The sequence below is a fragment of the Niveispirillum sp. BGYR6 genome (assembly GCF_027568365.1).
Classification (GTDB): domain Bacteria; phylum Pseudomonadota; class Alphaproteobacteria; order Azospirillales; family Azospirillaceae; genus Niveispirillum.
This window is the reverse complement of sequence record NZ_JANLNL010000001.1, coordinates 60123-76746: the sequence shown is the minus strand read 5'-3', so window position 1 is coordinate 76746 and position 16624 is coordinate 60123. Positions and strand designations below refer to the sequence as shown.

The 16624-nt window shown below is 67.9% G+C and carries 2 protein-coding genes; both read left to right on the top strand.

Going from position 1 to position 16624, the window contains the following annotated elements; genetic code table 11:
• Window positions 1–263 precede the first annotated feature (263 nt).
• The gene (locus PCJ49_RS00265) at window positions 264–1886 is read left to right on the top strand and encodes a tetratricopeptide repeat protein (protein ID WP_269909181.1); all 1623 of its coding nucleotides are present in this window, start codon (window positions 264–266) and stop codon (window positions 1884–1886) included.
• Window positions 1887–2315: 429 nt separating this feature from the next.
• Window positions 2316–16622: a non-ribosomal peptide synthetase gene (locus PCJ49_RS00260; RefSeq protein ID WP_269909180.1), complete on the top strand. Its 14307-nt coding sequence runs from the start codon at window positions 2316–2318 to the stop codon at window positions 16620–16622.
• Window positions 16623–16624 lie beyond the last annotated feature (2 nt).

Here is a 16624-nt window from a genome sequence, read left to right as displayed (position 1 = left end):
ACATGGTCAAGTTAAAGTTGTTCATGATTGGACATTATTCCATCAGATTTGCCGGGCCGCTTCTGCCGGGAGGGCGGGGCGGCGGGAAAAATCCGCCGCCCCGCCGCCGGACACACCCCGGCATTTTCCGCCCCCTTGGTCAGAAACCCCAGCATTTCCGCCAAATTCACCCGCTGGCACACCATTTGCTTTCATGATTTCCCGAATACCGGGCGGCCCGAGGGGGGCAACGGACCGGCAGAAAGAACCGAAGGAGTTTTCCCATGTCGTTCGTCCAGGATTGCGTCAGCCTGTCCCGTCAGCATCTGATGGCCGGTTATCTGGCCGAAGCCGAGATGAGCTGCCGCACGGCGCTCCAGGCCGAACCGGAACATTCGGAAGCCACCCATCTGCTGGGCATCATCGCACTGCGCTCCAACCGCGCGGCCGAAGCCAACGACCTGTTCAACAAGGCCATCGCCCTGGACGACCATAAGGCGGAATTCCATAACAGCCGCGGCGTGCTGCTCTATGGCTGCTGCCGCTTCGTCGAAGCGGCGGTGGAATTCGCCAAGGCGGTGGAACTGGATGATAATGATCCGGTTTCCCACAATAATCTGGGCAATGCCCTGCGCGCCCAGGGCGATCTGATGGAATCAGAGCAGTGCTTCCGCCGCGCCATCGCCCGCCGCCCCTCCTATGCCGAGGCACACAATAACCTGGGCAACACGCTGCGCGATCTGGGCAATCTGGGCGAGGCGGAATTCTGCTTCCGCCATTCCCTGGCGCTGCGGCCGAAGAACCTGGATGCCGCTTATAATCTGGCAGCCTTGCTGCTTTACACCGACCGGCTGGATGAAGCCGGCCGCCTGTTCGCCAATGTGCTGGCTGGCGATCCGTCGCGCGGGGAAGCCGCCATCGGTCTGGCGCAGGTGTTCCAGGGCCAGGGCCGTCTTGATGATGCCATCGCCCTGCTGACCGGGGTTCACAACCGTATGCCTGAAAATTCCGATGTGCTGTTCGCCCTGCAGCTGCTGCGTTCCACGCAGATCCCGGCCTGGCACATCCCGATGATCAATGATCAAGAACGCAATGACGCCTATGAGGCGGCGCTGCTGAACAATGTGCAGGAAGGCGATGTGGTGCTGGAAATCGGCACCGGTTCCGCCCTGGTGGCGATGATGGCCGCCCGCGCCGGGGCCGGCCATGTCTATACCTGCGAGATGCACAAGCCGCTGGTTGAGGTGGCGCGGGAAACCGTGGCGGTGAACGGCTATAGCGACCGCGTCAGCGTCATCGGCAAGAAATCCACCGATCTGGTGATCGGCAGCGACATGCCGGAAAAGGCCGATATCTTCGTCTCTGAACTGATCAATGTCGGGATGCTGGCGCCGGACATGCTGGCCATCCTGCAACATGCCCGCCAGAACCTGCTGAAGCCGGGTGCCAAGATCATCCCGGCCTCGGCCACCGTCTGGTGCTCGCTGGTGCAGGCTGACGATCTGCGCCGCATCAGCCCGATCCGCACCATCAGCGGCTTTGACATGTCGCGTTTCGACCAGTTCCGCACGCCGGGTTACTGCACGCTGGATCTGGCCGCCGATAATCACCAGCTGCTTTCCAACCCGGAACAGGCCTGGTTCTTCGATTTCTACAAGAACATGCCGGCCACCGCCTCCAAGGCGCTGACTGTCACCGCCAGCGAGACGGGCATTGCCCATGGCGTCGCCTTCTGGTTCGACCTGCATATGGATGGGCAGGTGACCTACAATTCCAACTCCCCCACCCGGACCAACCATTGGAAGCAGGCCGTCTATTTCTTCGGCCAGGATTTGCCGGTGGTGAAGGGCCAGCCGGTGATGATCGGCACCGGGTACGACCGCACCCAAATCCACTTCTACATCTGATCGCAAAACGAACCGAAAAAGCCCCGCCGGTGTACCGGCGGGGCTTTTTGTCGTTATGCATCACCCTCCACCCTTACTGGAGTCGGCTGCGGCCGGATGCTCGGGGCGCGGGCGCCGGCAATATCTATGCATTTATACAACGAACAAATGTAATTAATCCATTATTTTGGCGCGAGACACTGACAGTGGGACGCGGACGCTAAGCCATCTCTGCTGGGGCTGTCAGCCATTGTTGGGGCCGTGTCATCTCACCACCCTGCCGAAACCGCTGGGCTGAGCATATTTTCACTTACCCGACATAATCATATAACAACAACGACTTTTAATTTTATCAGAGTCCTGTTGACTTCCCTCTTTGGATGCGTATGGTGCGCACATCTTTGGGTTACATTTTTCATATCACTTGCCCGGCAAGCGGGCACCTGACCAATGACCCAACATGTGGGGAAGGACATGCCGGACAGCCTGAACGCGCCATCGCTTGGCCCGGAATTGCCGGATTTCAGCAATGGCACCCGCCTGCCCCTGCCTGACCTTTGCCTGCACCAATCCTTTGAATCCTGGGTGGATCGTGATCCGGAACGACCGGCCATCATCACCCCGGGCGGCATCATCAGCTTCGGCCAGCTGGATGGCATGGGCAACCGGCTGGCCCATCGGCTTTTGCAGTTGCAGATTGCAACCGAAGAGCCGGTGGGCGTGCTGGTGGACCGGTCGGCCCAGCTGCCCATTGCTTTCCTGGGTATTTTGAAGGCCGGCGGCACCTATGTGCCCCTGCTGGCCGACCTGCCGGAACAGCGCCTGGCCAATATGGCGGCCCAGGCCGGCATCCGCCTGCTGATCGCCCTGGATGGGCACCAGCCGCCGCCAGCCTTGCTGGCGGTTTTGGCGGATAATGGCCAGGGCCGGCCGGTTGAGGTGCTGCGCCCGCCCGCCCTGGATGATGCGGATCGGCAGGATTGGGGCCGTCCGCACCTGCCCTGCCAGCCCGGCCAGCTGGCCGCCATCCTGTTCACCTCCGGCTCCACCGGCAAGCCCAAGGGGGTGCTGATCCAGCATGTCGGCTGCCAGAACATGGCGCTGGGCCATGCGCTGGCCCAGGGTATCCGGGAGACGGATCGGCTGCTGCTGTCGTCTGCCCCCAGCTTCATTCTGGGCTTCCGGGAACTATGCCTGCCCCTGGCGCTGGGCTGTGCCTGGGTGCCGGCCAGTCGCGCCCTGCTGGACCGGCCGGGCGATCTGTTGGACAGCATGGCCCGGCATCAGGTCAGTGTCGCCCTGCTGACCCCATCCTACCTGAAATTGCTGGGCGGCGCGGTGCCGGCCGGGTTGCGCCTGATCCTGACGGCCGGCGAGCGGCCAAATCCGGAAGATGCGCGCCACTATGCCCGCCATGTTGATTACTGGAACATGCATGGGGCGACGGAACTCTGCGGCACCTTTGCCATGCACAAGGTGTCGCCCACGGATGAAGGGGCGATCCCCAGCGGCCGGCCCTTCCCCAACACCACCATCCTGCTGGTGGATGAACAGGGGGCACCGGTGCCGGCCGGGGCGGAGGGTGAAATCCTGGTGCTCAGCCCCGGCATCGCCCGTGGCTATCTGGACCAGCCGGACCTGACGGCAGAGAGCTTTGTCGACACCCCCTTCGGCCGCGCCTACCGCACCCGCGACCTTGGCCGCTGGACCCAAACGGGGGAGCTGCTGACCCTGGGCCGGGCCGGCGATGTGGTGAAAGTGTCCGGCCAGTCGGTCGCCCTGGGGGAGATCGAACGGGTATTGCTGGCACAAGATGGTGTTCGTGCCGCCGCCATCGTGCAGCATCGCGGCCGGCTGGTGGGCTTTGTGGAGCCGAAGCCGGGTGTTGATCTGTCGGAGCTGGATTGGCAGGCTGCACTGTCGGCCAAACTGCCCGCCTATATGGTGCCGGCCCTGGTACTGACATTGCCGCAATTGCCGATCGCCAGCGCCGGCAAGGTGGATCGCAGCGCCCTGCTGGCCCTGGCCGAAACGGATTGGAACCGGGGCCAAGGCCAGGGCGGCCCGCCGCAAGGCCCGCTTGAAAGCCGTATCGCCGCTATCTGGGCAGAGGTTCTGGGGCTGTCGGCGGCGCAGATCGGGCGGCAGGATGATTTTTTCCGCCTGGGCGGCAGCAGCCTGATCGCCATCCAGCTGGGCCAGCGCCTGCAGGCCGCTGGGCTGACGGCCAGCGTGCGCGATATTCTGGGCAGCATGACCATCGCCGCCCTGGCCGGCCGCCTGTCAGCGGCGGAAGAAGACGCGGCAGGCGTTGGGCTGGAAGAAAACCCCGCCGCCACCCTGGGGCAGGTGGATTTTTGGGTGGCGGCCAGCCTGGGCCTGCCCCCTGCCGCCGCCCATGTCGCCCGGGTGCTGCGCCTTTCGGGTGTGCCGGCCGATGCGTCGGACTGGCAGAATGCCTGGGTCAGCCTGCTGCGCCATCACCCGGCCCTGCGCACCGGCCTGTTCAGCGACCATGATGGCACGGTACGGCTGCGCAGCCTGCCAGCCGATGCCCCCGCCCTGGATGTAACGCTGGAAACCCGGCATTTCGCCAGCGAAGCGGAAGCGGGCGCCTTTGTGGCCGCCCAGACAGCACAACCCTTTGACCTGACCCAGCCACCCCTGTCGCGGGCAGGCTTGATCCGGATCGGGGATGACGCCCCCTTGTTCTGGTTCGTGCTGCATCATGCGCTGGTTGATGGCATGTCCGCCGGCCAGCTGCAGCAGGATCTGCTGTCGCTGCTGACCGGCCGGGCGCTGGCCCCGGCGCTGGATGGCCCCCGGCTGGCCGCGCGGGCGGAACGGCGGCATCTTGCCTCCCCCGACGCCGACCGCGACCGCGCCTATTGGCTGGACAAGCTGGCTGCCCTGCCGGAAGAAGCGTTTGAGGAATTGCCCGGCGACCGCCGCCGGTCCGATGAGGCGGGGGCGGTGAGCGCCCCCGCCTTCCAGCGGCAACTGGATGCCGGGCTGGTGGCGCGGCTGACGGCCCTGGCCAACCGCCAGGGGGCCGGCCTGCACGCGCTGTTGCTGGCCCTGCTGGCGATGGAGATGCGGCGGCGTACCGGGCGGCGGCAGCTTCTGCTGGGCAGCGGCATTGCCACCCGGCCGGCCGGAACGGAAAACCAGCTGGGGCATTTCGTCAATCTGCTGCCCTTGCCGCTGGCCGTGCCGGCGGGGCCGCGGCTCTGCGAGCTGCTGCAGGATGCCCAATCCATCCTGACCGGCGCCGTGAAGCATGGGCTCTACCCGGCCGGGTCCATCATCCGCGATCTGCGCCAGCAGCAAAAGGCCATGCGACCGGCCGGGCGGATGGGGCTGGTGGATGTGGCGCTGACCGCCAATCCCGGCCGCAGCACCGGCAATGCCGATGCCGGCGGCAGCCTGACCCCGGTGACATTGGCGGGGGACGGATCTGTCCCCGCCGCCGGGCTGGACCTCTCCTTCTCCCATGAACCAACCACCGATGGCGGCGTGCTGCTGTCCCTGGTCTGGAATGCCAGCCTGTTCCAGCCGGCAACGGCAGAGGCTTGGCTGACTGCCCTGGCCGGCTGGGCGGAATGGCTGGCCGCCGATACCGCCCGGCTGGATGGCCCCCTGCCCGACCTGCTGCCGGCCGAGCGCCAATGGCTGAACGGGGTGGAACCAGGGGCGGCGCAGGCTCGCGCGCCCCTGCCCGCCCACCGGCTGGTGGAAGCCATTATCGACCGGATACCGGACCAACCCGCCATCATCACCCGTACCGGCAGCACCAGCTATGCCCTGCTGGAGGCACAGGCCAACCGCATCGCCCAGGCCCTGTTAGCCGCCGGGCTGGGCCTGGAACAGCCGGTGGGCGTGCTGGCCGATAATGGCCCCTGGCTGCCCGCCGCCACGCTGGGCATCTGGAAGGCGGGCGGGGTGCATCTGCCGCTGGCCGTGGAAATGCCCGCCGAACGGGTCGCCTTCATCCTGGCCGATGCCGGTGCCCGGCATCTGCTGTTATTGCCTGGTGCCGAGGCGCCGGCCGGCCTGCCGGACGGGGTGACCCTGATCCGCCCGGCGGAGCTGACGGGGGATGCGCCCCGCCCCGCCGTGCCGCTGGCCCCGACGGCCACCGCCTATATCATCTATACCTCCGGCACCACCGGCGCGCCCAAGGGAACCAAGGTGCGGCATGACGGCATGATCAATGCCATCCTGTCGACGCTGGAAGCCGCAGGATGCACGCCGGGCGACCGGGTGGCCCTGGTCGCCACCCCGGCCTTTGATGCCTCCCTGTGGGAAATGGGGCTGGGCCTGCTGCACGGGCTGCCGCTGGTGCCGGTCACCCGGATCGAACGCGAAGATCCCTGGGGTGTGAAGGATTTATACCGCGACCTGGGCGTCACCATCGCCTTCCACGCCCCGTCATATCTGCGCGTCAGCCAGGACAAGCCCTATGCCCCCGGTATGCGCGTGCTGCTGGTGGGCGGGGAGGCCCCCAGCCATGAGGATGTGGCCCACCATCCCGGCATCGCCTTTTGGAACTGCTATGGACCGACGGAAACCAGCATCATCGTTTCCCTGGGCCGGATCGCCCCGGACCATCCGGCCGATCGCCCCCTGCCCGTCGGCCGCCCGCTGCCCGGTGATGTGATCAGCATCCGCGATGCCGATGGCGCGCGGGTGCCGCCCGGCTGCACGGGGGAGGTCTGGCTGGGTGGTGTGGGCGTCGGTGGCGGTTATCTGAACAATCCGCAGCAGCAGGCCAAGGCCTTCATCGATACGGCCGAAGGGCGTTTCTATCGCTCCGGCGATCTGGGGCGCTGGTCGGCAGACGGGCTGCTGGAACTGGCCGGCCGCATTGACCATCAGGTGAAGCTGCATGGGCAGCGGGTGGAACCGGCGGAAATTGAACAGCATCTGCTGGCCCATGCATCCGTCCGCCAGGCGGCCGTGATCGTGGATAAGGGGGCCGGGGACACCAAGCTGCTGCGCGGCTTCGTGCATCTGCACCCGAATGCCACCCCGCTTGGCAACGAGGAATGGCGCGGTTTTCTGGCCGGGCGGCTGCCGCCGCACATGGTGCCGGCCACCATCATTGATGTGCCGGGCATCCCGGTAACCCCCAATGGCAAGGTGGACCGGCTGCGCCTGCTGGCCATCCTGCGGGAACGCCGGCCCGAACAGGCCGGTGCCGCCAGCCGCACAGCCCCGCAAGGGGCACTGGAACAGCGCATTGCCAGCGCCTGGGCCCGCCTGCTGAACCTGGGCAGTGACGGCCTGCCCGTGGCGCGGGAGGATAATTTCTTCGCCCTGGGTGGCACCAGCCTGCTGGCGGTCAGTCTGGCCCACCAGCTGGCCCCGGCGCTGGGCTGGCCGGTGACCCCGCGTGACCTGTTCGCCGCCCCGGTACTGACCGATTTCGCCGCCCGGCTGGCAGCGGGCAAAGGGGCGCCCCCCCTGCTGGCTGCGATGCTGGATGACCGCGCCACGGAAGGGGAGCGGGAATTCTGGGTGGCACAGCAGGCCGGGCTGGACACATCCGGCCATATCATCCCGGCCATCCGCCGGGTGATGGGGCCGATGCCCGAACGGGCACGCTGGGAAGCGGCATGGCAGGCCCTGGTGCAGCGCCAGCCCGGCCTGCGCCTGGGTTTCAGCCCCGCCGATGATGGCGCCCTGCGCCGGGTTTTCGCCACGGAAGCGGATTTGGGCAAGGCTGCCGGCCTGCACTGGGCGGAAGCGGCCGATCTGGATGCCGCCTGCATCCAGATCCGGCAGAACCAGCTGCTTGCCTTCGACATGGCAAAGCCGCCTTTGTGGCGGGCGGGTCTGGTGCAGGTGGGGCAGGATGGCGGCTGGCTGTTCTGGCTGTCGCTGCACCATGCCATTGGCGATGGCCGTTCCCTGGGCCTTATTTTCACTGAATTGCAGGCCCTGTTGCAAGGGCAGGTGCTGGCGCCGCTGACGGCCGATCCGGCCACCAGTGCCGCGCGTGAACAGGCCTATCTCTCCGGGCCTGATCTGGCGGCCGATGCCGTCTGGTGGTCCGATCAGCTGGCCGCCGTGCCGGATGAGGCTTTCCTGCCCCTGCCGCTGGATTTCCCACGCCGCCTGGGTGCCGATGTCGCCACCCACCGCTTCCAGCTGGTGCTGGAACCAGCCTTGGCAGAGGGCTTACGCGGGCTGGCCCGCCAACACGCGGTCAGCCTTTATGCCCTGCTGGTCTCCCTGCTGGCGGTGGAAATGGCGCGGCGCACGGGCCGACAGCACCTGATGCTGGGCACCAGCGTCTCCACCCCTGAAAGTGCGGCCGAGGCCGCCCTGGTGCAATATGGGGTGAACATGCTGCCCCTGCCGCTGAGGCTGGACCCGGCGGCACCGCTGGCGACCCTGCTGCGCGGGGCACAGCAGGCGCTGGCGGGCGGGCTGCAGCACGCGCGCTATCCTTTCGCCCGGCTCTATGCGGATTTCTGGCGTCAGCGGCCGGGCTTGCGCGACCCGCTGCGCTTCCCGCTGTTCGATGTGGCGGTGACGGAGAACCCGCCGGCACCCGTGGCAACTGATGGGGTGCGGCTGGAACGGCTGGGCATCGGCGCGGATGGCTATGAGTTGACGCACAGCGCCCATGGTCAGGATTTACTGTTGATCCATGAGGCGCTGGCCGATGGCGGCATCGCCCTGGAATGGCACGTCAATGCCAGCCTGTTCAGCCGTGACAGCGCCGCCGCCTGGCTGGGCGGGCTGGTGGAACGGCTGACCCTGCTGGCCACCCGGCCCGACCTGCCGGCCTTGCAGCTGGCGGGGCTGCTGGAAGGGGCGGCCCCGCCGCCACCAGCCCCGATGGCAACGGTGACGAGCACGAAGAACCCGGCATTGCCGGGCCTGGAACAGGATATTGCTGCCCTGTGGGCGAGTTTGCTGGGCATCGCCCCGCCAGCACGGGAAGATAATTTCTTCGCCCTGGGCGGCAACAGCCTGCTGGCCATCGGCATGGCGCACAAGCTGGCCAGCCGGCTGGGCCGGCCGGTCTCCGCCCGCGACCTGTTCAGCGCCCCGGTGCTGGCCGATTTCGCCGCCCGCCTGCAGCAGGGCGCCAGTACGGATCGTGCCGCCACCGGTTTTGACGGGCGCCGCGCCACGGTGGGCGAACGGGAATTCTGGACCGCGCAGCAGGCCGGGCTGGACACGGCCGGCTTCACCATGCCCCTGGTGCGCCGCGTGCGCGGGCCGGTGCCGGATATCGCCCGCTGGCGCACTGCCTGGGCCCAGCTGGTGGCCCGCCACCCGGCCCTGCGCTGCCGCCTGCACGAAGGGGAGGATGGTGTGCTCTATCGCGACATCCTGCCGGCTCTGCCGGTTGATGCCGCGCTGGAACTGGCCGAACAGGCCGACCATGCCCAGGCCATGGCCCATATCCGCGCCCGCATCGCCGCCCCCCTGGATCTGGCGCAGCCCCCCCTGTGGCGCGTGGGGCTGGTGCATGTGGCGGATCATGGCGACTGGCTGTTCTGGCTGGCCCAGCACCATGCCACCGGCGATGGCCGTTCGCTCGGCCTGATCATGGCGGAGCTGCTGGCGCTGCTGCGGGATGAGCCCTTGCCTTCCCTGACCGCCACGCCGGAGATGATTTCCAGCCGCGAACAGGCCTATCTGGCCGGCGAGGCGGCCAGCGATGCCGGCTGGTGGCGTGACCTTCTGTCCGCCCTGCCCGCTGCGGCCTTTGATGACTGGGCGCTGGACCTGCCGCGCGGTACGGCCATCACCGGCAGCCATCGCCATACCACCCGGCTGGACGCGGCCGAAACCGCCAGCCTGCTGGCCTTGGCCCGGCAGCATGGCACCAGCCTGCACGCGCTGTTGACGGCGCTGCTGGCGCAGCTTGTGCGCCAGCGCACCGGCCGGGGCGACTTCCTGATCGGCACCACGGCCACCCTGCCGGAAACCGCAGCGGAAGCGGCGGTGGTGCATTATGGCGTCAACATGCTGCCCCTGGCCTTCCGCGCCACGGGGGACGCCGGTGATTTCGCCTCCCTGCTGCGCCATACGGCGCAGGAACTGACGGCGGCTTTGGCCCATGGCCGCTATCCCTTTGCCCGGATGTATCATGATTTCTGGGCCACCCATCCTGGCCGGCGGCAGCCGGACCGCTACCCGCTGTTCGATATCGCCATCACCGAAAACCCGGTCAGCCCGCGCCCGGTAGCGGATGACGAATTGCGGCTGGAACGGCTGCTGACCCTGCCGGCCGACGGGATCGGGTACGAACGGATGCATAACCCGCCCGGCCAGGACATGGTGCTGACCCATGAAAGGCTGGTCGATGGCGGCCTGATGCTGGACTGGCAGACCAATGCCGCCCTTTATCATGTCGACATCTCCCGCTTCTGGCTGGAAGGGCTGGTGGAAGCCGCCCGCTGGCTGGCAGCCCATGGCGCACAGGCGACCATCCCCTCCCTGCCGCCGGCCCAGCAGCGGCAATTGGCCGGCTGGGAACAGGGGCCGGCGCGGCCGCGCCCGCCGCTGACCTTCGCCCGCTGGTTTGAAATGCTGGTGGATCAGCCGGGACAGGCCGAACGCCCCGCCCTGCTGACTGCGGACGGCCCGGTCAGCTATGGCCTGCTGGAACGACAGGCGAACCGGTTGGCCCATCGGCTGATCGCCGCCGGCGTGCAGCCGGGACAGGTGGTGGCCGTGTTGACCCGCCGGTCGGCGCACCTGCCCGCCGCCTTGCTGGCCATCTGGAAGGCGGGGGCCATCTATCTGCCCCTGACCGCTGATCTTCCGGCCGACCGGCTCTGCTTTATGGCGGCCGATGCCGGGGCTGTGGCCATGCTGGCGCTGGATGGCATCGCCCCGCCGGCCGGCCTTGACCTGCCACAGATCGACACCAGCGAACCGGCCCCGGACGGGAGACCGGCCGTTGCCGGCGGGCCGGATGATGCGGCCTATATCCTGTATACCTCTGGTTCGACCGGGCAGCCCAAGGGCGTGGTGGTCAGCCATGGCAGCTATCTGAACCTGCTGCTGGGCGCGGTAGAAACCTATGGGCTGACGGCGGAGGATCGCTGCCTGGGCTTTGCCGCCCCTTCCTTCGATGTCTCGCTTTCCGATATCGGCATTCCGCTGGCCGCCGGTGCCGCCCTCTGCCCGGTTCCGTCCGACCGGATCGATCAGCCGGCCGCTGTCGCCGCCCTGATCCGGGAACAGCGGATCAGCGTCGCTGACCTGACGCCCACCTATCTGCGCCTGCTGGAGACGGACAGCCTGTCCGGCCTGCGCATCCTGGTGACCGGTGGGGAGGCACCGTTGCCGGCCGATGTGGCAAGGCTGGCCGGGCGGGTGCGTTATTTCAACGCCTATGGCCCAACGGAAAATGCCATCACCTCCACCATGGGCTGCCTGTCGGCGGCACAGTCGGACCGGCTGGATTGCGGCCGGCCGCTGCCCAATACGGGCGTGGAAATCCGTGATCCCGTCAGCGGCAGCCGCCTGCCGCCGGGATCGACGGGGGAAATCTGGCTGGCGGGTGCCGGCCTGGCCCAGGCCTATCTGAACCGGCCGGACCTGACGGAAAAAGCCTTTGTCCAGACCCCCGAAGGCCGTCGCTATCGTACCGGCGATCTGGGGCGCTGGCGTGGGGATGGCGGGCTGGAAGTGCTGGGCCGCATCGACCAGCAGGTGAAGCTGAACGGCATCCGCATTGAACTGGGGGAAATCGAAGCTGCGATCACCCGCCATCCCGGCATCATCCAGGCGGTTGCCGCCGTGGAGGGGAAGGCCGGGGAGCGCCAGAGCCTTTGGGCCTTCATTCATGCGGCGTCGGATGCGCCCTTGCCCGACAGCGCCGGCTGGCGGCTTTTCCTGGGCGATATCCTGCCTGCCTATATGATCCCGGCAGCCATACAGCCGGTCAGCGCCATTCCCGTCACCGCATCCGGCAAGGTGGACCGTACCGCCCTGCTGGCTGGCCTGTCGATGCAGGAGCGCCCGGCGGGCGGCACCCCGCCGCAACCCGGCCTGGAACAGACCATCGCCACGCTGTGGGCCGAACTGCTGCGCAGTGGCCCCGTGCGGCGGGAGGATGATTTCTTCGGCCTGGGCGGGCACAGCCTGCTGGCCATTGCCCTCTGCCACCGGCTGGAAGGGCTGTTGTCCCGCCCGGTGCCGGCGCGGTTGCTGTTCGCCGATCCGGTGCTGGCCGGCTTTGCCGCCCGCGTGGCCGCCTATCTGGCCGAGCCTGTCCCGGTCATCCAGGCCCAGCCCAGCGACATCGCCACGGAGGGGGAGCGGGAATTCTGGACCGCCCAGCAGGCCGGGCTGGAAACGCGCGGCTTCACCATCACCCTGACCCTGGCGGTGGATGGCCCCGTCCCCGCCGCCGACAAATGGGAAGCAGCCTGGACGGGCTTGACCGCCCGTCACCCAGCCCTGCGCACCCGCTATGAACTGGACGAAGAGACGGACATCCTGAAACGGATCGTGGCGGTGGAAAGCCCCGGCCGCTTCACGATCAGCCGGGCCACGGATGTGGCCACGGCATTGGCCGAGATCAGGGCCGAACAGGGCCGGCCCTTCGACATGGCCACCGGCCCGCTCTGGCGGGCGGGTCTGACAGAGGTGGCGGAGGAAAAGCCGATTTTCTGGCTGGCCCTGCATCATGCGGTGGGCGATGGCGCGTCGCTGGGGTTGCTGCTGGCGGACCTGACGGCCCTGTTGGCGGGGCAGAGCCTTCCCGCGCCCAGCGGCAGCTTTGCCGACAGTGCCGGGCGTGAACGTACCCATCTGCTGGGGCTGGCCGGGCAGGCCGATGCCGATTGGTGGCGGCAGAAACTGGCGGCAATGGCCGCCAGCGGGGAGGATGGTTTTGCCGACTGGCCGACCGACCGCCCCCGGCCGCCAGCCCGCACCGCCGGCACCGGCCGGGGCAGCCATACGCTGCGCCTGTGCCTGACGGCGGATCAAGCCCAGGGTCTGCGCCGTCTGGCCCGCAGCCAGGGTGCCAGCCTGCACGCCCTGTTGCTGACCCTGCTGGGGCTGGAGGTGCGGCGCCGCACCGGGCGGCAGGATTTCCTGCTGGGCACCGCCGCCAGCACCCGCGCCAGCGCGGCAGAGGCGGGGATTGTCGGCTATTACGTCACCCTGCTGCCCCTGGCCTTCCACCTGTCGGGTGTGACGGATGTAGCGGCAGCCCTGGCCGCCACCCGGTCCATGCTGGCCGATGCGCTGGCCCACAGCGCCTATCCGTTCGCCCGCATCGCCCGCGATTTCCGCCAGGATCATCCGGGGCTGGTGCAGCCCGCCCGCTATCCGCTGTTCGATATGGCGGTGACGGAGAACCCGGCCGTCACCGCAACGGACAGCAACCCCGATGCCCTGCGCTTCCGGCCGGCTGAAAGCAGCGTTCTGCCAGAGGCGGGCCGGATCGCCTATGATCTGCGCCACAATGCCCCGGCCCAGGATATGGTGCTGGTGCATGAAGGGCTGGCCGATGGCGGGCTCTCCCTCTCCTGGTTCGTCAAGGCCGACCTTTATGACCGGGAAACGGCGGAAGCCTGGCTGACCGGTCTTGTGGGCCAAATGCTGGCGCTGCTGGACCGGCCGCTTGATCAGCCCCTGCCCCGGCTGCTGCCGGCGGAACTGGCGCGGCTGGCCCCCTGGGAACAGGGGGAACGGTTGACGGCCCCGGCCGACAGCGTGGCCGCGCGCTTCAGCCAGCTGGCCCGCCAGCAGCCGGATCGCCCGGCCCTGATCACCCAGGCCGGCGCCATCAGCTATGCCGCCATGGAAGGCCGCGCCAATGCGCTGGCCCACCGGCTGATCGAACAGGGATTGCGCCCCGGCCAGACGGTGGGCGTCTATACGGAACGTTCCGCCACCCTGCCGCTGGCGGTGCTGGCCATCTGGAAGGCCGGCGGCTGCTATATGCCGCTGACACATGGGATGCCGGCGGATCGGCTGCGTTTCATGGCCGACAATGCCGGGATCACCCTGCTGCTGGCACTGGACGGGCTGACCCCGCCGCCGGCCCTGCTGGAAACGACCCCGGTCCTGCTGCGGCCGGAAGCCATGGCGCTGACGGATACCGCCACCCCGCCCGCGCTGGAAACGGCGTCGGACAGCCCCGCCTATATCCTGCACACATCCGGTTCCACCGGCGTGCCCAAGGGCGTGGTGCTGTCGCAGGGCGGCTTGGTCAATCTCGCCCTGGGGCTGGTGCGGGTGACCGGGGCAACCCCGGATGACCGCGCCTTGCTGATCGCCTCCCCCTCCTTCGATCTGTGGATTTCCGATCTGCTGATGGTTTGGGGGGCAGGCGGCGCCATTGTGCCGGCTACCAAGGCAGAGATGGATGACATTACCGGCATGAAGGCGATGCTGGGCCGGCTGGGCATCACCATGGCCACCATGGCCCCCTCCTATCTGCGTCTGTTTGAACAGGCGGAATTCCCTGCCCTGCGCTTCCTGATGACGGTGGGCGAGCCGCCGGTGGCGGCCGATGCCCGCTTCTATGCGGCGCGTCTGGCCTATTTCAACGGCTATGGGCCGACGGAAACCACAGCCGCCGCCGCCATCGGCCGGATTGATCCGGATGATGATCCGCTGCCGGCCGGGCGGCCGCTGCCCAACAGCTTCATCCTGATCCTGGATGCACAGGGGGAACGGGTGCCCCCCGGTTCGGTGGGGGAAATCTGGGTTGGCGGGGCCGGCGTGGGCATCGGCTATCTGAACCGGCCGGACCTGACGGAACAATCCTTCCGGCAGACGCCGCACGGTCGGATGTATCGCACCGGCGATCTGGGCCGCTGGCGCCACGATGGCCAGCTGCTGGTGCTGGGCCGGATGGATGGTCAGGTGAAGCTGCGCGGACAGCGGGTGGAACTGGGCGAGATCGAGCAGGCGCTGGCCCGCCATCCCGGCGTGCGCCATGCCGCCGTGCTGGTGCGTAAGGCGGCGGACGGGGCGCAAAGCCTGTGGGGCTTCGTCGTGCCCGGCGGATCGGCAGAGACGCTGCCCGATGCTGCCGGCTGGCAGGATTTCCTGGGCCGGGGGCTGCCCGGCTATATGATCCCGTCCGGCATCCTGGCCCTGCCCGCCCTGCCGGTGAATCTGGCCGGCAAGATCGACCGCAAGGCCCTGCTGGCCACGCTGGAAGAACGGCTGGCCGCCGGCGAACTGACCGCCAATGGCGCCGCAGCGGCTGAGCCGCCGAAGGGAAGTGTCGAAACGGCGGTGGCCGCCATCTGGGCCGATATTCTGGGCCGGGCCTCCCCGTCACGGACGGATGATTTCTTCCATCTGGGGGGCGACAGCCTGCGGGCCATCGCCACCATCACAAGGCTGCGCAAACATTACAGCGTGCGGATCAATGATCTTTACGAACATCCGGTGCTGGCCGATTTCGCCCGCCAGTGCCGGCCGCGCGCCGATCACCTGCGTGACCTGATCGGGGCGGCCGGGCGGCATTGGCGGGATTATCGGGATCAACTTCCCGCCTATGAGGCCGCGCGGGAAGCCACGCTGGCGCAGGCCCGCGCCGATTATGAACTGCGGAACAGTCACTTCGCCGGCTTCGATCCGGGACAGCGGGCCGATTACGGCCATGTGCTGCTGACCGGGGCCACTGGCTATCTCGGCACCTATCTGTTGCGCGAACTGCTGCAACGCCCTGACCGGGCGGTGACGGTGCTGGTACGGGCCGCCGATGATGGGGCGGCCCGCCAGCGGCTGCTGAACGCCGTGGCCCATTATTTCGGAACCGATGGTGCGGCCGCCCTGCTGGGCCATGGGGGCCTGTCGGTGCGGGCGGGCAATCTGCGCCATCCCGATCTGGGGCTGGGCAAGGCCGGTTTCACCGGGCTGGCAGCATCGGTGGATGCCATTCTGCATTCCGCCGCCAATGTCAGCCATATCGGCCATTACAGCGATTTCCAGGCCGATAATGTGGCGGCGACGGCGCATCTGCTGGATCTCGCCGAACAGCATGGCCGGACCAGCGGCGGGCGCACGGCCGACCTGCATCTGATCTCCACCCTGTCGGTCTGCGGCCGGCCGCCGGAAGACGGGTTCCGCCTGTTCACTGAATATGACCCCGCCCCCGACGGGGAAGAGGAAAATTACTATGTCCGCAGCAAGCAGGAGGCCGAACGGCTTGTGCTGCGGGCGCGTGACCGGCTGGCCAATGCCAGCATTCACCGGGTGGGCAATGTGGTGTTCGCCGCCGATGGCGGCCCCTTGCAGCGCAACATCAAGGAAAATGCCTTTTTCCGCCTGATGGGTGCGTTGGCGCGGCTGGGGGCGGTGCCCGATGACAGCCATCTCTGGCTCTGCCATGTCGACAGGGTGGCGCAGGCCGTGCTGGCCCTGGCGGAAAGCCCCGCCCTGGCCAACCTGACCCACCATGTCGAACATGCTCGGCGCGACACGCTGGCCGATTTCATCACCGGGGCCGACGGCGTCGGTGAGCGGGTGGCAGCCATGGATTTCGGCTGCTTCCTGGACAAGGTGGCGGCAGCGGTCGACGCGCCCGCCCTGGAAACCGCCCTGGCGGAAATTCTGGAAGGGTTCGGCCTGCATCGCGGGATTTCCCCCCAGGCGCGCGGCCGCCGGCTGGAACTGGCCAGTGATCGCACACAACAGTTTTTGCGCCGGCTGGGGGTCGTCTGGCCCGCCGTGCCGCGCGATGGCCAAGCCGCCATGGTGGCAGCCGCCCACACTCTTTTCACCGAACCAGCCGGATATCGAGGTTGATA

Bases quoted from the DNA above. Each gene is read 5' to 3' on its own strand.
- PCJ49_RS00265 (WP_269909181.1), top strand. From the start codon at position 264: ATGTCGTTCGTCCAGGATTGCGTCAGCCTGTCCCGTCAGCATCTGATG.
- PCJ49_RS00260 (WP_269909180.1), top strand. From the start codon at position 2,316: ATGACCCAACATGTGGGGAAGGACATGCCGGACAGCCTGAACGCGCCA.